Below are 22,604 nucleotides of genomic sequence, written 5' to 3' on the forward strand. Positions count from 1 at the left end.
TGATATTTTTTAAAAAACACATCTATAATTTTTTATGAAATGGTTTTATTATAATGGCAAAATATGTTTTTTCACAATTAATTTTAAACTGGTACCACCAAAATGGTAGAAAAAATTTGCCATGGCAAAAAAATAAAACATTGTATATAACTTGGATATCTGAAATAATGTTACAACAAACAACAGTAAAATCCGTTATTCCTTATTTTGAAAAATTTATATTAAATTTCCCAAATATTAAATCTCTAAATAATAGTAAATTAGATGATATTTTATATTTTTGGAGTGGTCTTGGATATTATAATAGAGCTGAAAATATTTATAAATCAGCACAAATAATTGAAAAACAATACAAAGGAATATTTCCTATCAAATTTTCAGATGTTATTAAATTACCAGGAATAGGAAGATCAACAGCAGGCGCTATTTTATCTTTATCATTAAATTTTAATTATTCTATTTTAGATGGAAATGTAAAGAGAATTTTAATACGTTACTATGGAATAGCAGGATCTTTAAAAGATAAAAAATTAGAAAAAAAATTATGGAATATAATTGAATTAATTACGCCAATACATAACACTGGAAAATTTAATCAGGGAATGATGGATATTGGTTCATCTATTTGTATCCCTAAAAAACCAAAATGTAAAATTTGCCCTTTAAACAAAAAATGTGTTGCTAAAATAGAACAAGAATGGGAAAAATACCCTTTAAAAAAAGAAAAAAAAATATATCCGGAAAAAATAGTTTGGTTTTGTATAATTAAATATAAAAATTATTTTTTTCTAAAAAAGAATACTGAAGAAGAAATTTGGAAAAATTTATTTTTTTTCCCTAAATTTAATAACAAGAAAATAGCTATCAATTGGTTAAAAGAAAAAAAAATAAATATAAATCAATCTCAAGACATGATATCATTCTCTCATAATTTCAGTCATTTTATTTTAAAAATTCATCCAATTTTGATCAAGGTATCTTATATTCCAAAATTTTTTAGAGAAAATACAAAAAATATTTGGTATAACTTAAAAAACCCTCAACATATAGGACTACCAAAACCAGTCGAAAAAATACTTAAAAGTTTTAAAAAAGATACTTTTTAAAGAAAGGAGTACGAAAATAATGAATCGTGTTATTTTTTGCGAGTTTTTTAAAAAAAAATTAGAAGGTCAAGATTTTCAATCTTATCCAGGTGAACTAGGTGCAAAAATATATAATACAATCTCTAAAAAAGCATGGAAGAAATGGCTTGCCCAACAAACTATTTTAATTAATGAAAAAAATTTTAATATGTCAAAATTTGAAGATCGCAAAAAAATTGAAAAATATATGAAAGAATTTTTATTTAAAAAATAATTTATCTAAAATATTTTTCTAACACATAAATAAATAACATTACCTATTTTATAAAAAAATTCCTACAGTGCTTATATTAGATTCTGGTGTTGGTGGGTTATCTGTATTAAAAACTATAAAAAAAGTTTTACCAAAAATTCATTATATTTATATGCTAGATAATGAAGCTTTTCCTTATGGAAATAAAACAGAATTTTTTATTATTCAAAGAAGTATAAAAATAATAAAAATAATAAAAAAAAAATATCCCATTAAAATAATCGTAATTGCTTGTAATACAGTTAGTACTGTAGCTTTATCTATTTTAAGAAAAAAATTTAATTTTCCTATTATTGGAATATTTCCTGCTATAAAAGCTGCCGAAAAAATAACTAAAAATAAAATTATTGGTTTAATAGCTACAAAAGCAACAATTAGTTCATTTTATACTCAAGAAAAAATACATCAAAATTCTTCTTCTCATAATATAAAAATAATAGGTACCAATAAATTAGCCTTGATAGCTGAAAAAAAAATTCGGGGTATTTCAGTCTCGCAAGTAAAATTAAAAAATATTTTTAAGCCATGGATGAATCTTTCAATATACCCTGATACTATCATATTAGGATGTACACATTTTCCATTTTTAAAAGAAGAAATAAAAAAAGTCTTATATGCAAAACCATCGATTTATTTTGTTGACTCAATAAATACGATCACATATCAAATTCAAAATTATTTTAATCAATCAGGAATTGATCAGAATATAAAAAAAAATATTTTTTTATATTCAAAAAACGACAATAATTTAAAAAAATTGTTATTTTTTTTAAAAAAATATAAATTTAAAACAACAAGACATATTAATATTAATTAATATCTTCAAATAATAATTTTTTATATTTTTTAAAAACATAATCTAACAATTGTTTCAATAAAATTACTTTTTCTAAATTATTAGAATATTTTTTTAATAGATGATAAATTTTACTGCGATATTCTTTTAAAGATAATGGATTAAAAACATTCATGCAATGTATTAACCACATTTTTTTTTCATTTTTATCTAGTGTATGAAAAAAATTGCGCGCACGATAGCGGAAAAGTAATCTCTTTAAACGAAAATCATGAAAATTAAAATTAATTTTTTTTAAAAAAATTGGTTTAGTTTTTCTGATGATGTTCATAATTTTTTTATCATGTGAATTAAAGAAAGCGTTATATATTTCTAAATCAACATTAAAAGATCTATTAAAGTTCTTTTTTTTTGAAAAAACAATTTTCATCTTTTCAACAAAAGAATCATTTTTTTTTATTAAATCAATATTTTTATCAAATAAAAATATATCAAAATTTAAACGATTATAATCTTCTTTGCGTACTGTTCCAATCGGAGCCAGCGTAGGACAACGATTTAAATGCAATAATACCACACCAAAACGAAATAAATTTTTAATAAAAATATCATCAAAATACGTTTTTTGACAAAAATTTATTAATTTTTCAATATCTTTTAATAAATCAATAGCAATTAATATATTATTATCTTTATCTATAATTATAGGAAGTATAAAACTCATATTATTTTGAGCTGCACCAAAATAACTAGAAATATAAATAATTGGTTTGAATTTTTTCAAAAAAACTAATTTATATAAATCATTCTTTCTTCGTATTTTGAAAAAAAAATCAAAAAGCTTAGGCTCTTTTTTTTTAATAAGTTTTGCTATTTCAATAGTTGCATATACATCTGAAATGGCATCATGAGCGTTTAAATGCAAAATATGATTTATCTTAGTTAAATCTGATAGTTTGAAGCTTGTAAGACCTAATTTATTTTTAGGCCATTTTATACCATGAGGTCTTAATGCGTAACATGCTCGTAACAAACTTAAAATATCCCAACGGGAATTACCATTTTTCCAGCTCCATTCATAAGGATCAAAGAAATTTCTATAAAATATATTTCTAGTAATTTCATCGTCAAAATGAATATTATTATAACCAACAACACAAGTATTAGACTCTAACAAAATATTATATATTTTTTTAGCAAAATTATATTCATTGGTTCCATTTTTTTTTGTATATTGAGGAGTAATATTAGTAATTAAAACAGAATGAGGATCAGGCAAATAATCATCTGATGGAAAACAGTAAAAATACTGTGGACTATCTTTTATTATATTAAGGTTTATATCTGTTCTAATACATGCAAATTGAGCAGGTTTATCTAAAGATGGATGTACTCCAAAAGTTTCATAATCATAAAACAAAAAGGTAGGTTCATTTTTTTTGCATTGTATCATTTTAAAATTTTAATTAAATAATTTAATAAATTATTAAATTCCCAAAATTAATTCAATTAATAAAAACAAAAAAGATTTTTAACATAGTAGATACTAAAAAAATTATTTAAAAATCTATTAAAATTTGTACATAAATTTAAAAAAATAAAAATAAAATCAAGAAAAAATAGGCGATATTAAAAAAATAAGAGATAAAAAAAAGAATATTACTTTTAAACAATAATATTAAATGTTCAATCAGATATTAAACGAGGAAATTAAAAAATAATTTAAATGATGAAAAAAATTGATTATAAAAATTGAATCGATGACTATGTTGTTAAAAGTACAGAATAGAATAATAAAAAGAAAAAATAAATTTTTTAAAAGAATTTAAAATTTTTATGAATTAAATTAAAAAATTTTTCTCCTCTGACTGGATTCGAACCAGTGACATACGGATTAACAGTCCGCCGTTCTACCAACTGAACTACAGAGGAATATTAATATATATATCAAAATTTTTTATACGTGTCAAATATATATAAAAAAATATTAAAAAAATATAAAATTTTTAAAAGATTTATAGATTATTAGAAAAAATTGTTTTATAGTAAGAGAGTAAAGATATGGCCCTTTAGCTCAGTGGTAAGAGCAGGCGACTCATAATCGCTTGGTCGCTGGTTCAAATCCAGCAAGGGCCATCAATAAAAATAAAATTAACTTCTCATATATTATCTAATAAAAATAAAATCATGCTAATTTTTAATATTAATTTTAATTAAAATTATTAATATGTAAATGCTATTATAAATTTTTACGATTAATTAGGATGTAATTTTTATGGACTGGAAAAAAGAATTTATTGACTTCTCTTTTAAAAAAAAAGCATTAAAATTTGGTACTTTTGAATTAAAATCAGGACGAACTAGTCCTTATTTTTTTAATTCAGGATTACTTTCTACAGGAATAGATATTATTAAAATTGGTTTGTTTTATGCTCGTTCTATAGTAGATTCAAAAATGAAATTTGATGTTTTATTTGGTCCTGCATACAAAGGTATTCCTATAGTTGTCGCCACTTCTATAGCATTGAAAAATTATTATAATTTAAACGTGCCGTATGCTTTTGATAGAAAAGAACAAAAACAACACGGAGAAAAAGGAGACTTAATTGGTGGAGAGATACGTAAAAAAAGAATTGTTATTTTAGATGATGTAGTAACATCAGGAACAGCAATACATAATTCTATTGACATCCTCGAAAAACAAGAAGCAAAAATTTCTTCCGTATTTGTTCTTTTAGATCGTAAAGAGAAAGGAAAAAGAAATTTAAATACTATTAATGATCTTAAAAATAAAAAAAGTTATAAAATTATATCAATTATTACAATTGAAGATTTAATATCTTATTTATTAGAAGATGAAAAATTAAAAAAACACATACCTAAATTAATAAAATATCGTGAAAAATATGGAATATAAAAATTTTTTATTAAATTATACCAGAATGACCAAAACCTTTTTTTGAACGTTTAGTTTTATTAAATTCACTGACTACAGAAAATCCTGGTCGAATAATCGGAACAAATACTATTTGTGCTACTCTGTCATTTGAATTGACGTAAAAATCTTGATTGCTGCGATTCCAGAGCGATATCATTAATTCACCTTGATAATCAGAATCAATCAAACCAACTAAATTACCTAATACAATACCTTTTTTATGACCTAACCCAGATCTAGGTAAAATAAAGGCCGTAATATTAGGATTTGCAATATATATAGCCATACCGGTTGGTATTAAAATAGTTTCTTGAGACTTTAATGTAATTTTTTTTTCTAAACACGCTCTAAGATCTAGACCGGATGATCCTAAAGTCGCATATGAAGGTAAAGAAAAATTTTTTTTTAAATCTGAATTTAAAATTTTTATTTGAATATTGTTCATAATAAAAGTATAACCTTATCAAAAATGCTTATTAAATAAAATTTAAAATGCAGATGCATAAAAACCAGAATTAATAAAAGAAAAACGAGAAGACAATGAATAATTCAAATCATCACCTGTCCATGTTTTTACTTTCCCCCCGGCTGCAATAACAATAGCTTGACCGGCAGCAGTATCCCATATATGAGTATTGCCAAATCGCGGATAAATTTGAGCAGTTCCTTCAGCTATTAAACAAAATTTTAATGAAGAACCTAACTGTTTTAATTGATAATCTTTCATTTCTAATAAGTAATTTTTTAATTTTTTATCAGAATGTGATCGACTGGTCACTAATAGTGGTATTCTCGATTGAGAAACATTAATTTTTTCTTTTAAACCTAATTGATTTTCTCTCCAAGCACATTTATCAAACGCAGAATATAAAACATCAAAAAAAGGAGCGTATATTACTCCCAATACAGGAACTCCATTTTCAATTAAACTAATATTTACAGTAAACTCGCCATTTTTTTTTAAAAATTCTTTAGTTCCATCTAACGGATCAATTAACCAATACCTCGTCCAGTGACGATAAATTTTAAAATCATATGACTCTTCTTCAGAAATAATTGGTACTTCGGGAGAAATTAAAAGAAGACCTTTTTTAATTATATTATTAGCTGTATAATCAACATTAGTTATAGGAGTTTTATCTAATTTATAAGAAATATTTATAAATTCTTGAGAATTATAAAACTTCATGATACAACTACCGGCACGACGTGCTAATTGACAAATTTTGTCTAACATTTTACACAATATATTTAATAGGATTAGAAGAATTTCAATCAAATTAATTTTTTGATATTATATTAACTATAAAATTAATAGAAATCTTACTATGTGGTTGAAAGATAACTGCATGTTCACCAATTTGTCGGAGTAAACCATTAGGCAAGCGAATTTCTTTTTTATTAATTTTTATTCCTAATACTGTTAGCTCTTTGATAATATTTCTGATGCCTACAGAACCAAATATCTTACCTTCTTTTCCAACTTTAGAACAAATTTTTATAGAACCTATTTTTTTTAATTTTTCAGCTCTTGACTGTGCCATGAGAAATTTGCTTATATTTTCTTGTTCTAATGCAATACGTTGAGCTTCAAAAGATTCAATATTTTTTTTATTAGCTGGAATGGCTTTCCCTTGTGGAATTAAAAAATTTCTTGCATAACCAGATTTAACATTAACAATTGCACCTGAATTACCTAATTTATGAATTTTAGATAGAAGAATAACTTCCATAATTTATTTTTCTCTTTTTTATGATATATAACAATTTAAATATCTTAACGATGTTGATCAGTATACGGTAATAAAGCAAGATAACGTGCTTTTTTAATAGCTCTAGACAACTGTCTTTGATATTTTGCTCTAGTGCCAGTAATTCGACTTGGAACAATTTTCCCACTTTCTGTAATATAATTTTTTAAAACTGCAATATCTTTATAATCTATTTCTGCCACACCTTCTGCAGTAAAACGACAAAATTTTCTACGACGAAAGTAACGCGCCATTTATTTTTCTCCTAAATAATTATAAATGATTAAATATTTGTATAATTTTTCATAACGTATCAGTTAATATTTTTTATATTAATATATTTTTTAAGCAATTTAATATATTAAACTATTTTTTTTCTTTTTTATCATCTTTTAATTTTAGAATAGGTGATATTTCAACCACTGATTTTTTCATAGACATAATCATGTTACGAAGGATTATATTATTAAAACGAAATTCTGTTTCTAAAAGAGTGATAGTTTTAGGAAGGACTTCTATATTCATTAAAATATAATGTGCTTTTTGTAGTTTATTTATCGAATAAGATAATTGGCGTCTACCCCAATCTTCTAAACGATGTATAAAACCACTATCATTGCTAATAATTTTTTTATATTTTTCAATTAATAGGGGGACTTTTTCACTTTGATCGGGATGTACCATAAATATTATTTCATAATGCCGCATTAAAATGCTCCTTTTGGTTTATTTAGCTTCCTTAAAATATAATTTAATAAATAGGAAACAAGGAACTTTTTTAAAAATTATAGACAATTATCTTAATTTAATTTTTTTAAAAAATCAATACTATTTCATCTTTTTAAAAATAAAAATCAATAATTTTTATATAGAGATAATTCTATTTTTCTTTCATTTAAATTAACTGATATCACTTTTACTTTTAAAGAATCGCCAAGACGAAAAGTATTTTTAGTAGACTTGCCAATTAATTTAAGTCCTATAGAATCAAAATAGTAATAATCATCGTTTAAAGAAGCTATATGTACTAATCCATCAATAAAAAATCGATTTAAACGAACAAAAAAACCAAATGAAGTTACATTAGAAATAACACCACTTAATATATAACCGATTTTTTTATACATAAAATCACATTTTAACCAATCAAATACATCTCTACTCGCCTCATCTGCACGTCTTTCTGTTATCGAACAATGCAATCCCATTTTTTTCATGTCATTTATACTATATAAATGAGAATTACAATAATTATGATTAGTTTTAGATATATTTTTATCTTGTAATAATAAATGTTTGATAACTCTATGCAAGATAAGATCAGGATAGCGTCTTATAGGTGAAGTAAAATGCACATAACTAGACAAAGACAAACCAAAATGACCGCGATTATCTGGAGAATATACAGCTTGTTTCATAGAACGTAATAATATTGTTTGAATCATTTCATATTCAGGACGATTAGAAACCTTTCTTAATAAATTTGAATAATGAGCGGATCCTGGAACATCTCCTCCTGATAATGTAAGCCCTATTTCTTTTAAAAATAAACGAAAACTAATAATATTTTCTTTTTTAGGACGATCATGATTACGAAATAAAACAGGATGATTATGCTTTTCAACAAAATAAGCTGAAGCTATGTTGGCTAAAATCATGCAAGATTCAATAAATTTATGTGCATCATTGCGGACATTTTGGCAAATATTTTTAATTCGAGAATTACTATCTAAAATAAATTTAGGCTCTACATTTTCAAAATAAATACCTTTTTTAGAAATATTATCTTTATTTAATATTTTCTGCAAAAATGATAAATTTTCTAAATCTTTTAAAAATTTTTTATATTTAGATCGTAAAAAGGTATCACCGTTCCAAATTTTAAAAATCTCATCATATGTAAATCGTCCATGAGAACATATAACCCCTTCATAATGTTGATAGCTAATAAGTTTTCCTGTATTTGATAAGCTCATTTCACATACTAAACATAAGCGTTCTACATCAGGATTTAAAGAACATAAATCGGTAGAAATTTTTTCCGGTAGCATTGGAACGACTGATGAAGGAAAATATATAGATGCACCTCTTTCCAACGCTTCTTTATCTAAAGGGGTATTAGGTTGAACATAAAAACTGACATCTGCAATCGCTACCCATAAATTCCAACCTTCTTCTGTATTTTCTTTTCTTTTACAAAAAACAGCATCATCAAAATCACGGGCATCTTCATCATCAATAGTAAAAAAAGGAAGATGTCTTAAATCTGCACGATTTTTAAAATCGTATTGATTTATCTTATTGCTAATTTTATATAATTGTTTTTTAATTTCTTCTGACCATATCGAGGGGATAGAATGCGTACGTAATGCTATTTCTATGGCTAAATTAGTACCCATTTCTTTTCCAAGAATTTCTACTATTAATCCTTCTGCTTTATTGTTTCTTACGGGATGTTTTTTTAACTTTACTACTACAATAGATCCTATAGAAATTTTTTCTCGAACAGTTGAAAAAATAAAAATCTTAAAATTAAAACGAGTATCATCTGGAATTACAAATCTAATTTTATTATCAATATAATATCTGCCAACAATCAACATATTATTAGGTTGCAATAATTTTAAAAATCTTGCTGAACTCCTTCTTTTCCCCTGAGAATTAATAATATGAGCAAGAATAATATCCCCATGGATACAAGATTTCATTTGTTCTGATGAAAGCCAAAGATCATCTTGTAGTGTTTCTGTTCTAAGAAAACCATAGCCATCTCTATGTCCTATAACTTTTCCTTTAACTACTTTAAGACTCTCAGGAGCAATATAACAGCGATTTTTAGTATATATCACTTGACCGTCTCGTTCCATTGCTCTCAATCTGCGACGCAATGCTTTTTTTGCTTCTTGATTATTAATGCCAAATTTTTTTTCTAAATTTTTTTGACTTATTAGATCTTCAGATTTTCTAAGCAATAATGAGATGTATTCTCGACTCGGAATGGGGTTTTTATATTTATTAGCTTCTCTTTTTTGGTAGGGATCTACTACCATATTACTTCTCCATGTATATTATTTTACAATAAAATTATATATTAATAAATTTTAATCTATTTATTTTTATTTAATTAATTAAGACTTTAACTAAAGTAGAAATTTATGCATTAATTTTAATATCAAGAAATTTTATTTTTTTATGAAAATGTCGTTAATTAAAATAATATCAGAACGATCGGGACCAGTAGAAATAATATCAATAGGAACTTGTGTTATTTCTTCTATGCGATTTATATAATTACGTGCTTCATAAGGTAATTCTTCCAGCTTTTTTATACCCAAAGTTTTTTTAGTCCATCCAGGATAAGTTTCATATATTGGTTTTATATTTTCCCATTCATTTATGTCTGGAAATGATATAATTTCTGAATTATTAACGTTTTTATAAGCTGTGCAAATTTTTATTTCATTTAATCCATCTAATACATCTAATTTTGTTATACATAGACCAGATAAAGAGTTAATATTTACTGAACGAGATAAAGCGACTGCATCCAGCCAACCAGTACGTCTTTTTCTGCCAGTTGTTGAACCAAATTCGTTACCTTTATTTGAAAAATGTTTATCTATATTGTTAAATAATTCAGTAGGAAAAGGACCATATCCCACTCGTGTCGAATATGCTTTTGTTACACCAAGTATGTAATCTAAATTTTTAGGACCTACTCCTGTACCTGTAACAACACCGCCAACAGTGCTATTAGAAGAGGTTACATAAGGGTATGTGCCATGATCAATATCTAAAAAACTACCTTGAGCTCCTTCAAAAACTATTTTTTTATTATTTTTAATAGCTTCATGCAAAATATTAGTCGTGTCTTTTATCATATCATGAATTATATCTATTGTTGGTAGTAAATCTCTTAAAATAATCTTATAATCAAGGGGTTTTTGTTTATAAAAAGATACTAATTGATGATTGTAATAACTAACTATTTTTTCTAAACGCATTGATAAAGTTTTTTCATTTTTTAAGTCCCCAACACGTAAAGCTCGTCGGGCTATTTTATCTTCATATGCTGGTCCAATACCTCTTCCTGTCGTACCCAACGCACTAATACCTAATTTTTTTTCACGAGCTACATCCATTTCAATATGATACTGTAGAATTAAAGGTGACGCACTCGAAATAAACAAACGTTTGTTAACAAAAATTTTATTTTTTTCCAGCATTTTTATTTCTTTTATTAATTCTAAAGGAGAAACCACTACTCCATTGGCAATTATCCCAACAACATTTTCATGTAATAAACCAGATGGAATTAAATGAAGTATAATCTTTTGCCCATTAGAAACTAATGTATGACCTGCATTATGCCCTCCTTGATATCTTACTACATATGCAGTATCTGAAGTTAAACAATCTACTATCTTTCCTTTACCTTCATCACCCCATTGTGTTCCCAATATTACAATATTTTTATTCATATATTTATTGTACCTATTAAAATTAAATATTTTCGCTGTTGTATTTTAAATTATCGCTGTTCAATATTAATCATTTTATTCATATATTGAAAAAATTCATTATCTGAATCGACTAACATAATATTTCCCTTGTTTTTAAAACTGTTTTCATATGCACGTAAACTACGAATGAAAAAATAAAAATCTGGTTCTTTGCTAAAATTTTCTGCAAATAACTTTGTTACTTCAGCTTCCCCTTTACCTTTAATTATTAAAGCTTCTTTTTGTGCTTCTGATAATATTATAGATGCTTTGTAATCTGCTGTTGCACGTATTTTTTCAGCTTGTTCTTGTCCTTGAGAACGTTGACTTCTAGCCACTGCTTCTCTTTCAGCTCTCATTCGATTGTATATCGCATCAGAAACTTCAAGAGGCAAATTAATTTGTTTAATGCGAACATCTACCACGTGAATACCTAATGCATTCATGCTATTCACATTAATCAAAGAAGCTTTTTCTGAATTAATACTTCCCTTATTTAATGAATTTAAAACATCGGTAGTTAATCTTCCTCTCGAATCAGTTACAATTTCTCTAACATTTAGACGACCTATTTCAGAACGTAATCGATCACTAAATTTTCTTTTTAATAACAATTCAGCTTGAAAAATATCTCCTCCACCTGTAGCAAGATAATAACGACTGAAATCATTAATTTGCCATTTTATATAGGAATCAACAATCAGATCTTTTTTTTCTTTTGTTACAAAACGATCAGCTTGATTATCCATAGTATGAATTCGCGAATCTAACATTTTAACTGTTTCTAAAAATGGCAGCTTAAAATGCAAACCAGGATTGTATACTACTGTTTTTTTTTCATTATTACGCAAAACTTTTCCGAACTGTAAAACAATACCACATTCTCCTTCTTTAACAATGAAAAAAGACGAAGACAATAAAAGAAATAAAATACTTGTTAGAAAAATAAAGATTTTATTCATATTCATTCTCTCTCTATATTTTTAAGATCACTTCGAATGGAATTAATACGACGTTGTTCTAAAATATTATTAGGAGACAATGATGAAAAATAATTAATATTTTTTTCTTTCTTATTAGAATTATTTTTATTAATCTCAATATTATTTTTAATATTTTTATTGATTGATTCTACATGAGAGAAAAATTTGTCTAAAGACAAAAAAAATGCTGAATTATTTTTTTTATCAATAAATATTTTTTTATTGTTACTTAATAATCTTTCCATAGATTCTATATAAAGACGTTTTAAAGTTATTTTTTTAGCCATTTTGTATTGAGGTAAAATTTGAGAGAAGCGGGAAACTTCCCCTTGAGCTTTTAATATTATACGTGAAGAATATGCTCGAGCTTCTTCTAAAATTCTTTGTGCTCGACCATGAGCTCTGGGTTGTACTTCATTTGAATAAGCTTCAGCTTCACGTACATATTGTTCGCGATTTTCACGTGCTGCAATCGCATCATCAAAAGCAGCTTTCACTTCTTCAGGAGGACGAGCTGTTTGAAAATTAACATCTAATATTGTAATACCCATCTTATATGGTTTAATTGTTTCTTCAATTTCCTTTTGAGTATCACTTCTCACTAATGTTCTCCCTTCTGTTAAGACTCGATCCATACTTGAATGTCCAATTACACCTCTTAGCGCACTATCTGTTGCTTGACGCAAACTGTCATCTGGATAACAGACAGAAAAAAGATAATCAGCAGGATTAGTTATTTTATATTGTACATTCATTTCAACACGAACCACGTTTTCATCTGAAGTTAACATTATACCTGAAGTGGCTAATTCACGTACTGTTTCAACGTTTACCGCTTTGACTTCATTAAAAAAAACAGGTCTCCAATTCAATCCGGGTTGAACTAAATGACTAAATTTACCGAAACTAGTGACCACCCCTCTTTCAGCTTCTTTAATAGTATAAAAACCACTGGCACACCAAATAAAAAAACTTATAAACATCATTATTAAAAAGGGATGAATTATTTTTTTTGGTGAATGTGAAGAATTAGTGTTTCTAACAATAATATTTCTGAGACTATATAAAAAATTTTTTATATCTGATATAGTATTTTTCTTTTCATGTTTATTATCTGAACAGTTTTTATTATTACTGTCCTCATTCCCCCATGGATCAGATTCAGGTTTATTATCATTTGGTTTATTCCAAACCATCTTATGCCTCATTTATTAGTTTTTGCTAAAATAAATTTTAAAAAATTAAGCTAATATATTTTCGTAGTCACATTTCAAAAACCTGTTATAAAAATAATATATCTTCTGTTATTTTAGAAGAAATTTATTTTTTATAAAAATTATGAAAGCTATTAAAAAAACACATTTTTTGAAGAATATTTAATACTTTTCCAACTAAAATATCAGGAGAAGAATTATATAATATTTTATTGATATTTTTCCATTTCTTAAGCCATGTTAATTGATGTTTAGCAAGTTTTCTTGTAGCATATATTGTTTTATTAAACATTTCTTTATAACTATGCTTATATTCAAGATATTCCCACATTTGACGATACCCTATACATCGAATAGATGGTAAATTTATATGCAAATCTCCTCTTAAAAAGAGAATTTCTACCTCTTTTTGAAAACCCAAAATCAACATTTTTTTAATACGAAGTTCAATTTTTTTATTTAGCCATTCTTTATTCGGAGGGATAATTGCAAATTGAAAAATATCATATGGTAATTTATATTTTGTATTTTTTTTTAGATCCGTTAAACTTTTTCCACAAAGATAAAAAACCTCTAAAGCTCTTATTAACCTTTGAAAATCATTCTTGTGAATTCGACTAGCAGAGATGGGATCTATTGATTCTAGTTTTTTATGTAAAAAATTTTTTTCATTGCTTTTTTTTAATAAAAATTCACGAATTTTTATATTAGATGATGGTAAAATAGATAATCCATTCAGTAATATATGATAATAAAACATTGTTCCGCCAACAAGCAAAGGTATTTTTCCTAATTTAACAATATCATCAATTTCTTTTAAAACATCTTTTTTAAATTCTGCTGCTGAATAATTTTCAATTGGATCCCTAATATTCAATAAACGATGAGGATGATTAGATAAATTAAAAAAACTCGGCTTATCCGTTCCGATATCCATTCCACGATAAACTAGCGCAGAATCCACACTAATTAATTCTACTGGCAAGTATTTTCTCAGACGAATAGCAAGTTGACTTTTTCCACAAGCTGTTGGTCCCATTAAAAAAATAACAATAGGTTTTTTTTTTTATACAAGTTCATATTTTTAAAATACACAATGCTGTATTAATATTTATTTTTTGTAATAATTTTGATGGAGGATTAGCTAACAATAAAGGAAAATAATATTCTATTTCTAACAACACTAAAATTCCATCAATGCGAGTCCAATTTTTTAACTCTATAAAAACATTAAGATAAAACCAATGAATTATTTCTGAAATTAAAATTTTTTCTTTAAGAAATAAAAACGAAAAAAAATCTAATATTTTTAAATAAAGATTTCTTTTTTTTAGAAAAACAGGAATAGAAGTTAAAATAACATATTTTTTTTTAAAAATTAAACAAAATCCAATTTTTAACAATATTTCTTTATTTTTTAATAAAATAAAATATTCTTGAGAAGTTAAATTAATTTTAATATGGCTCAAACAGTGTCTAGGTATAATTTTTTTTCTAATATTTTTTTTTAATTTTTGTTTTCTTAATATTCCTTTAGCTAAAGGGAAAGAAATCAATGAAAAATTATCTTTCTTGTAAAGCAAACCATAATACTTCCGCACAATTATCAATAATTTTCCAATAGAACATTGATATTTTTCTGAATAATTATTTGATTTTAAATTACTGTGTTTTTTTTTTGCATATATTTTTTCAAAAACATTTTGTTTTAATGAAAATAAAGGCATTGATGTCGAAAAAATATGATTTAAAAAATATAAATTAGATTGTTTTTGTTGATCTACTCGTATTGTTTTTTTACATGAAAAATGTTCTAGAAAAAATTTTTTTTTGATCTTTTTTAGATTATCTAAAATAATTTCATAAATAAATGCATGAATTATATCAGGCTGATGAAATTTAATTTCATTTTTAGTTGGGTGAATATTAATATCAATATTGTTAGGTGAAATTTTGAGATATAAAACAAATGATATATTTGTTTTTCCTGATATTTTATAATAAGCAGAACGAACAGCATTAATAAAAACATTATTATAAACATATCGATTGTTAACATAACAATATTGAACATTTTTTGATTTTTTAATAAGATATGGATTAAATATCCATCCAAAAAAAATCATATTATTCTGTTTTTCTTCTATTTTTATAAATTGATTTATATCAACTAAATTAAATACATCTTTTAACCTGTTAATTTCATTTTTTTTGTCATTAATAGAATTATATTGTATAATTAAATTATTGTTATGTTTAAGAGAAAAATTAATATTGAAATGAGATAAAGATATTGTTTTTACTACTTTGCAAATTTTTAAAAATTCTAATTTTTTATTTTGTAAAAATTTAAGACGAACCGGAATATTATAAAATAAATTCTCTACTATAATAGTAGTACCTTGCGGGTGTGCTATTGGTTGTAAAACAAAACAATTATTAGAAAATCCTTCTAAATATATCTTCGAAGCTACTGTTTGAAATTTAGTAGAAGAGATTAAAGTTAATCTTGAAACTGCTCTGATACTAGCTAATGCTTCTCCTCGAAATCCAAAAGTAGTAAGTGTATCCAAATCTGATAATGAACTAATTTTGCTAGTAGCATGATGAGAAACGGCAAGTAACAAATCTTTTTTTTCAATACCACAACCATCATCTCTTAGTATTATAGATTGAAAACCACTTTTTTCAATTAAAATATCAATGTTTTTTGAACCAGCATCTATACTATTTTCTATGATTTCTTTAATAACAGAAGCTGGACGTTCAATAACTTCCCCAGCGGAAATTTGACTTGATAAATCAGATGGTAATATACGAATTGGCATTACCTTATTCTCTAAATTTATTTAAAACACTATTTGTAAAAAATTAAATTATATTCTGAAATAATAAAATCTATTGCTTGACTATCTATAGGCAAACCACAAATCTCAATCAAAGTACTTTTTAGGCCTTGTTTTTTTATCAAAGATGAAATTTTCATTGATTCTATATCATTTGGATTTTGATAATAAATTGCTGCTGCAATACCTTTAATTAAATTTAAATAAGGTGTTTGATATTTGATAGCACCTAGAAGAGGTTTTATTAAACGTTCTTTTTTCCTTAATTTTTGCAATGGATTTCTTGCTATTCGTTCAAGTTTATCTGATAAAAAAGGATTTTCAAAACGTGAAAAAATTTTTTTGATATAAGATAAATGATTATTTTTATTAAAATTATAACGTTTTATTAAAACTAATCCACTTTCTTTCATAGCCGATCTTACAATCACTCGTATTTCTTTATCTGACATAGCTTCTTGTATGGTTTTATATTTTTTCATCAAACCCAAATAAGCTGCTATAGCATGTCCAGTATTTAATGTAAATAATTTTCTTTCTATAAAAGCGTTTAAATTATCACTTACCTTCATATCAATTATTTTAGGTACTATCCCTTTAAATTGAGTAATATTAACAATCCATTCTTTAAAATTTTCAGCAATTAAAAACAAAGATTTTTTTTGTTCAAAAGAGGGTATGATTGTATCAATGCTGCAGTCTACAAAACCAATATATTGACTTAAATATTCATGATATTTTATAGGTAATTTTTTAAGAATTTCTTTTTTTAAAAAAGAAGTTGCTTTAACTTTGTTTTCACAGGCAATAATATTGAGCGGATTGACAGATTTATTTTTAATTTTTAATATTATTCCAGTAACGATAATTAAAGCAATTTTATTCAATGCACCGGGACCTACTGCAGTAGTAATTAAATCAACAGAAGCAATTATTTTTGTAATTTTTGAATTGTTAGAATTTATAGCACTTACTTTTTTAACATTGACAATTTTATTTTGATCAGAACCTATTATTTTGACAGAATATTCTTTCTTATCATTAATAGCATCAACTATATCTTGATTGATATCAGAAAAAATAACATTAAAACCTGATTCTGATAATGTTTTCCCAATAAAACCACGCCCAATATTTCCAGCTCCAAAATGTAGCGCTTTCATAAATGAGTCCAATAAAATTTTATAAGTAAAAAATATTAGATTAAATTTTTTTAATAGTTAAAAGTGATAGTGCTTCTTTTACATTGGTAGTACTAGATAATTTTTTTATTGTATCTTCATTATCTAATGCATTAGTAATATTGCTTACAACCATAATATGCTCATTATTTTTAGCTGCAATTCCAATAACAAGATAAGCAATATCATTTTCTTCTTCTCCGAAATGAACACCTTTCGGAAATTGACAAAAAATTACTCCAGTTTTTAATACAGAATCTTTTGATTCAATAGTTCCATGTGGCAATGCTATTGATTCTCCTAACCAAGTAGAAGCCATCTTCTCTCTTTCCAACATTGAATTAATATAATCTGGTTTAACATAACCTTGTTTTACTAAATTTTCACCAACAATATTAATTGCTTCTTCTTTATTTTTTGCGTATTGATTCAGAAAAATATTTTTTTCGCTCAACTGAAATAAATTATTTATTTTTTCTTTTTTTTGTGTATTTGAAGAATTAATATAATTATTTTCTAAATCAGTTATATTTTCTATTAATTTTTTTACTAAATTATCATAAAAACTATTATTAAGAAAGTTTTTTAAAGATATATGCTGAGCGTATGGTGCATATTCTTGAGCCCGATGTGTTAAATTTTGATGTGTAATTACTAAATCTGAATTTCTCGGTAATACATTGATTGCCATATTTAAAACAGAAATGTGATTCAAATTAGCATCTTTTACTTTTTTACGCAGAATACTTGCGCCCATTGCACTAGATCCCATTCCTGCATCACAAGCAATAATAATAGTTTTAACACTGCTAAATTGAATATTATTAATATGATCTTTTGATGTTTTTAAATTTAAATCATTCTTTTTTTTATTAAAAATATTTTGATTATATTTTTTAATATTGTGAAATTGAAATTTCAATAATACAGAAGAACTTATAAAGGAAACTATAAAAGAAGAAAAAATTGCAATAATATTAGAAACATAAAAACCTTTAGGAGTCATGGCTAAAATAGATAAAATAGAACCTGGTGATGCTGCTGAAATTAAACCGCCATGTAACAAAACAAGCATAAAAATACCACTCATACCACCTAAAATAACAGAAATAATTAATTTTGGTTTGATTAAAACATAGGGAAAATAAATCTCATGAACTCCTCCTAAAAATTGAATTATTGCTGCTCCTCCAGAAGATTTAGACAATTCACCTTTTCCGAAAAAAAACCACGCTATTAATACACCTAATCCCGGACCTGGATTAGATTCAATTAAAAAAAAGATAGAATTGTTTTTATTTAATACATCTTGAATGCCCAGAGGAGAAAAAATTCCATGATTAATTGCATTATTTAAAAAAAATATTTTAGCTGGTTCTATGATTATAGAAATAAAAGGCAGCAAATTGTATGATACAATAATTTTTATTAATCTTCCTAAGAAAAAAGAAATCCATTGAATAAATGGACCAATTGTAAAAAATGAAATAATCGCTAATAAAATTCCAAGTATAGCAACAGAAAAATTATTCACTAACATTTCAAAACCATTTTTGATTTTGTTTTCTATTTTTTGATCGAAATATTTTATAACCCATCCGCCTAAAGGACCTGCAATCATCCCGCCTAATAATGTTGGTATATTAGTACTAGTAATTACTCCTATAGTAGTTATACTGCCTACTAATCCTCCTCTGGAACCAGCAATTAAACTGCCTCCAGTATGTCCAATCAAAATAGGTAAAAGATAAAAAACAGTAGGTGATATTAATTTTTCTAAAGTTTTATTCGGCTGCCATCCTAATGGCATGAATAAAGCAGTCATCATTCCCCATGCAATAAAAATACTTATATTAGGCATTATCATATTACTTAAAAAACGACCAAAATTTTGTATTTTTAATTTCATTAATATTAACATAATAACCACTCATATTCTTGAAAAATAAAATTTAAAAACTTTTAATGTATTTTTTCATTTTAATATTTTTTTAAACAAACAATAGTTTTATATCTTGAAAGATTTATAAAAATTAATAAGACCTTCAGTTGAAGAATCATAATATCCATTTTTAACGTTAGTATTTAAATAATTATAAATATTTTGAGATAGTTCTTTTCCTATTTCAACACCCCATTGATCAAAACTAAAAATATTTAATATATAACCTTGAACAAAAATTTTATGTTCATACAAAGAAATTAATGAACCTAAATTATAAGGAGTGATTTTCCGAATTAAAATAGAGTTAGTAGGTTGATTTCCTTCGCATATTTTAAAGGGTAAAATTCTATTTATATCCTTTTTATTTTTATTAGATAGTATTAATTCATTTAAAAGAGAATCTCTAGATTTACCAAAAGCCAATGCTTTTGTTTGAGCAAAAAAATTAGATACTAATTTTACATGATGATCATTTAAATTATTATGTGAAAAAATTGGAGCAATAAAATCACAAGGAATTAATTTTGTTCCTTGATGTATTAATTGATAAAACGCATGCTGACCATTAGTACCAGGTTCACCCCAAATAATAGGCCCGGTCTGATAATTTATCTTTTCTCCATTCCTATTAATTGATTTTCCATTAGATTCCATATTAGATTGCTGAAAATAAGCAGCAAAACGATGCATATATTGATCATATGGAAATATAGCTTCGGTTTCAGAATTAAAAAAATTAGTATACCAAATACTGATTAAAGCTAATAATACTGGAATGTTTTCATGGTAATCAGAATTATAAAAATGATTATCCATAGCATGAGCACCATCTAAAAATTTCTCAAAATTGTCAAATCCAATAGATAATATTATAGATAATCCCGCTGAGGACCATAATGAAAAACGACCACCTACCCAATCCCAGAATTTAAAAATATTATTAATATTAATTCCGAATTTTAAAGCATTTTTTATATTAGCTGATAAAGCAAAAAAGTGCTTATCCAAAGAATTTTTATCTTTTGAATAATATAAAAACCATTTTTTTGCACTATATGCATTAGTTATTGTTTCATCTGTTGTAAATGTTTTAGAGGCAATTAAAAAAATAGTTGTTTCAGGATTTACTTTTTTTAAAACTTCAGTTAAATGCGTACAATCTATATTGGAAACATAATGCATATTTAAATGATTTTTATATGGACGAAGTGCTTCAGTAACCATATATGGTCCTAAATCAGAACCACCGATACCAATATTTACAACATCAGAAATAGATTTTCCTGTATAACCTTTCCATTGTCCATTGATGATTATTTCTGAAAATTTTTTCATTTTTTCAAGTAAGAAATTAATCTCTAACATAACATTGCAGTTATCTACTATAATAGGACGATTAGTTCTATTACGTAATGCTATATGCAATACAGAACGATTTTCTGTCTTATTTATTTTTGAACCAGAAAACATTAATTCTATAGCGGATTTTACATTAACTTCTTTAGCTAAATCTAGTAAATATGTTAAAGTTTCATCATTAATACGATTTTTTGAAAAATCAATTAACATTTCATTTTCAAATAAAATTGAGAATTTTTTAAATCGATTTGAATCCAATAAAAAAAAATCTCTTAAGTGAATGTTTTTTATTTTTTTAAAATGATCTTTTAAATCTCGATAAGATTTAGTATTGTCAAAATTTATATTTTTCATTAAATAATTTATCTCTCTTAAAAAAGTATAATAATTTTTTTAAAAACTAAAATTTATATTACAAAAAAGATTATTTTTTAACACTTTAAAAATTTATAATTATTTAATTCTATTATTTTATTTTAGATTATTTATTATACTAAAAAACATGTTTTAAAAATTAAAATATTTTATATATAATTAACATATATAGTATAAAATTTAAATAAAAAAAATAATTAAGAAAATTATAAAATTAATAATTGAATAATTCTTATAATTCTCTTTTTAAATCAAGCGTTATATAAAATAAAACAACTTAATCATCATAGAAAAAATCATGAAAATTAACAAAAAAAATTTGATTTGGATAGATTTGGAAATGACCGGATTAAATCCTAAAATACATCGAATTATTGAAATTGCGACATTAATTACAGATACCAACTTAAATGTTATTTCAGAAGGACCAGTAATTCCTATATATCAAAAAACAGAACAGATCTTACTAATGGACAAATGGAACGCAAAAATACATGAAAAGAATGGATTAATAAAACGAGTTCAAAAAAGTGTGTATGATGAAAAAAAAGCAGAACTTAAAACTATATTATTTTTAAAAAAATGGGTCCCTATTCAATCCTCTCCAATGTGTGGTAATAGTATCGCACAAGATCGCAGATTTTTATTCCAGTATATGCCAAAATTAGAAAATTATTTTCATTATAGATATATAGATGTTAGTACTCTAAAAGAATTAGCTTGTCGCTGGAATCCATTGATATTGAAAAAATTTAAAAAAAATAACAATCATAGAGCACTAGAAGATATTCGTGAATCTATAAGAGAACTAGATTTTTATAAAAAAAAATTTTTAAGATTTAAATAAAAAAATAATTTTTTAGAAAAGAAAGCTTGAAAAATATTTCTTATCTATATAAAATATCATTTTATTCACCAAATTTTCAACGTATTATTGCGGGAATAGCTCAGTTGGTAGAGCACAACCTTGCCAAGGTTGGGGTCGCGAGTTCAAATCTCGTTTCCCGCTCCAATCTTGCATATAAAAAATATTATTTCAAATAATAAAATAGATTCCATAAAAATTTTTGTTTGAAAAATACAAGATAATATTGTTTTTAAATTAAATCTAAAATATATAAGAATGTAAAAAAATTAAGGAAAATTTATGATTTTTTCTTATAAATGGATAGTATTTTTGTTTTTTTTATGTGCATTTCAAGTAGGCCAAGTCGGGGCTGGTAACAAAAATAAAAATTTTTTTAAAAAAAATGATTCAAAAGAAAAACAAAATTTTTTTTTAAAAAAATTAGTTTGGTACAAAATAAAAAAATATA

20 protein-coding genes and 3 tRNA genes are annotated in these 22,604 nt (G+C 24.9%); 7 read left to right on the plus strand and 16 right to left on the minus strand.

Annotation, left to right across the window (positions count from 1 at the left end):
- The first annotated feature begins 53 nt into the window (after positions 1-53).
- The 3 genes from mutY to murI all read left to right on the plus strand — a co-directional run bounded on the left by mutY (position 54) and on the right by murI (position 2,215).
- Positions 54-1,106, plus strand: coding sequence for an A/G-specific adenine glycosylase (mutY, locus tag ACTP5B_RS00315; protein WP_464829009.1), 1,053 nt, complete (start codon positions 54-56; stop codon positions 1,104-1,106).
- Positions 1,107-1,125: 19 nt separating this feature from the next.
- Positions 1,126-1,359: an oxidative damage protection protein gene (locus ACTP5B_RS00320; RefSeq protein ID WP_464829011.1), complete on the plus strand. Its 234-nt coding sequence runs from the start codon at positions 1,126-1,128 to the stop codon at positions 1,357-1,359.
- A gap of 67 nt (positions 1,360-1,426) precedes the next feature.
- Positions 1,427-2,215, plus strand: coding sequence for a glutamate racemase (gene murI / locus ACTP5B_RS00325; RefSeq protein ID WP_464829013.1), 789 nt, complete (start codon positions 1,427-1,429; stop codon positions 2,213-2,215).
- On the opposite strand, the gene sbcB is transcribed toward murI, so the two are convergent.
- Both sbcB and ACTP5B_RS00335 read right to left on the minus strand, forming a co-directional pair.
- Positions 2,208-3,647 carry an exodeoxyribonuclease I gene (sbcB, locus tag ACTP5B_RS00330; protein ID WP_464829015.1) on the minus strand — a complete coding sequence of 480 codons (1,440 nt, stop codon included), beginning with the start codon at positions 3,645-3,647 and terminating at the stop codon, positions 2,208-2,210. The two genes, murI and sbcB, sit on opposite strands and share 8 nt — an antisense overlap.
- Before the next feature lie 406 nt (positions 3,648-4,053).
- Positions 4,054-4,126 (minus strand) — tRNA-Asn (locus ACTP5B_RS00335).
- 131 nt (positions 4,127-4,257) lie between these two features.
- On the opposite strand from ACTP5B_RS00335, the gene ACTP5B_RS00340 reads away from it, so the two are divergent.
- Both ACTP5B_RS00340 and pyrE read left to right on the plus strand, forming a co-directional pair.
- Positions 4,258-4,330 (plus strand) — tRNA-Ile (locus tag ACTP5B_RS00340).
- Between the two features lie 139 nt (positions 4,331-4,469).
- Positions 4,470-5,111 (plus strand): orotate phosphoribosyltransferase, encoded by a 642-nt coding sequence (gene pyrE / locus ACTP5B_RS00345; protein ID WP_464829016.1) that lies wholly within the window; start codon positions 4,470-4,472, stop codon positions 5,109-5,111.
- Between the two features lie 10 nt (positions 5,112-5,121).
- Here pyrE and dut read toward each other — a convergent pair whose 3' ends face one another.
- The 14 genes from dut to pgi form a co-directional block, all read right to left on the minus strand.
- Complete coding sequence (gene dut / locus ACTP5B_RS00350) at positions 5,122-5,577, minus strand: dUTP diphosphatase (protein ID WP_464829018.1); 456 nt, start codon at positions 5,575-5,577, stop codon at positions 5,122-5,124.
- Positions 5,578-5,619: 42 nt separating this feature from the next.
- Positions 5,620-6,369 carry a 3'(2'),5'-bisphosphate nucleotidase CysQ gene (cysQ, locus tag ACTP5B_RS00355; RefSeq protein ID WP_464829020.1) on the minus strand — a complete coding sequence of 250 codons (750 nt, stop codon included), beginning with the start codon at positions 6,367-6,369 and terminating at the stop codon, positions 5,620-5,622.
- A gap of 43 nt (positions 6,370-6,412) precedes the next feature.
- Positions 6,413-6,865, minus strand: a complete 453-nt coding sequence (gene rplI / locus ACTP5B_RS00360) for a 50S ribosomal protein L9 (protein WP_464829022.1) — start codon at positions 6,863-6,865, stop codon at positions 6,413-6,415.
- Positions 6,866-6,909: 44 nt separating this feature from the next.
- Positions 6,910-7,137, minus strand: coding sequence for a 30S ribosomal protein S18 (gene rpsR, locus ACTP5B_RS00365; protein WP_464829024.1), 228 nt, complete (start codon positions 7,135-7,137; stop codon positions 6,910-6,912).
- Between the two features lie 112 nt (positions 7,138-7,249).
- The gene (gene rpsF, locus ACTP5B_RS00370; RefSeq protein WP_464829025.1) at positions 7,250-7,591 is read right to left on the minus strand and encodes a 30S ribosomal protein S6; all 342 of its coding nucleotides are present in this window, start codon (positions 7,589-7,591) and stop codon (positions 7,250-7,252) included.
- Positions 7,592-7,737: 146 nt separating this feature from the next.
- Entirely contained in the window at positions 7,738-9,933 is a 2,196-nt protein-coding gene (rnr, locus tag ACTP5B_RS00375; RefSeq protein WP_464829027.1) for a ribonuclease R, read from the minus strand.
- 132 nt (positions 9,934-10,065) lie between these two features.
- Entirely contained in the window at positions 10,066-11,364 is a 1,299-nt protein-coding gene (locus tag ACTP5B_RS00380) for an adenylosuccinate synthase (protein WP_464829029.1), read from the minus strand.
- A gap of 50 nt (positions 11,365-11,414) precedes the next feature.
- Positions 11,415-12,347, minus strand: coding sequence for a protease modulator HflC (gene hflC, locus ACTP5B_RS00385; RefSeq protein ID WP_464829031.1), 933 nt, complete (start codon positions 12,345-12,347; stop codon positions 11,415-11,417).
- Between the two features lie 2 nt (positions 12,348-12,349).
- Positions 12,350-13,564, minus strand: a complete 1,215-nt coding sequence (hflK, locus tag ACTP5B_RS00390; RefSeq protein WP_464829032.1) for an FtsH protease activity modulator HflK — start codon at positions 13,562-13,564, stop codon at positions 12,350-12,352.
- 124 nt (positions 13,565-13,688) lie between these two features.
- The gene (miaA, locus tag ACTP5B_RS00395; protein ID WP_464829034.1) at positions 13,689-14,621 is read right to left on the minus strand and encodes a tRNA (adenosine(37)-N6)-dimethylallyltransferase MiaA; all 933 of its coding nucleotides are present in this window, start codon (positions 14,619-14,621) and stop codon (positions 13,689-13,691) included.
- A gap of 37 nt (positions 14,622-14,658) precedes the next feature.
- Complete coding sequence (gene mutL, locus ACTP5B_RS00400; protein WP_464829036.1) at positions 14,659-16,410, minus strand: DNA mismatch repair endonuclease MutL; 1,752 nt, start codon at positions 16,408-16,410, stop codon at positions 14,659-14,661.
- 29 nt (positions 16,411-16,439) lie between these two features.
- The gene (locus ACTP5B_RS00405; protein ID WP_464829037.1) at positions 16,440-17,591 is read right to left on the minus strand and encodes a mannitol-1-phosphate 5-dehydrogenase; all 1,152 of its coding nucleotides are present in this window, start codon (positions 17,589-17,591) and stop codon (positions 16,440-16,442) included.
- A gap of 40 nt (positions 17,592-17,631) precedes the next feature.
- A complete protein-coding gene (locus tag ACTP5B_RS00410) occupies positions 17,632-19,530 on the minus strand; it encodes a PTS mannitol transporter subunit IICBA (protein WP_464829039.1) in 1,899 nt (632 codons plus the stop codon).
- Between the two features lie 87 nt (positions 19,531-19,617).
- The gene (gene pgi, locus ACTP5B_RS00415; RefSeq protein ID WP_464829040.1) at positions 19,618-21,267 is read right to left on the minus strand and encodes a glucose-6-phosphate isomerase; all 1,650 of its coding nucleotides are present in this window, start codon (positions 21,265-21,267) and stop codon (positions 19,618-19,620) included.
- Between the two features lie 319 nt (positions 21,268-21,586).
- Here pgi and orn point away from each other — a divergent pair, with 319 nt between their 5' ends.
- Entirely contained in the window at positions 21,587-22,135 is a 549-nt protein-coding gene (gene orn, locus ACTP5B_RS00420; protein ID WP_464829041.1) for an oligoribonuclease, read from the plus strand.
- A gap of 89 nt (positions 22,136-22,224) precedes the next feature.
- Positions 22,225-22,300: transfer RNA gene (locus tag ACTP5B_RS00425), tRNA-Gly, on the plus strand.
- Positions 22,301-22,604: the final 304 nt, after the last annotated feature.

The sequence above is a fragment of the Buchnera sp. (in: enterobacteria) genome (genome assembly GCF_056343165.1).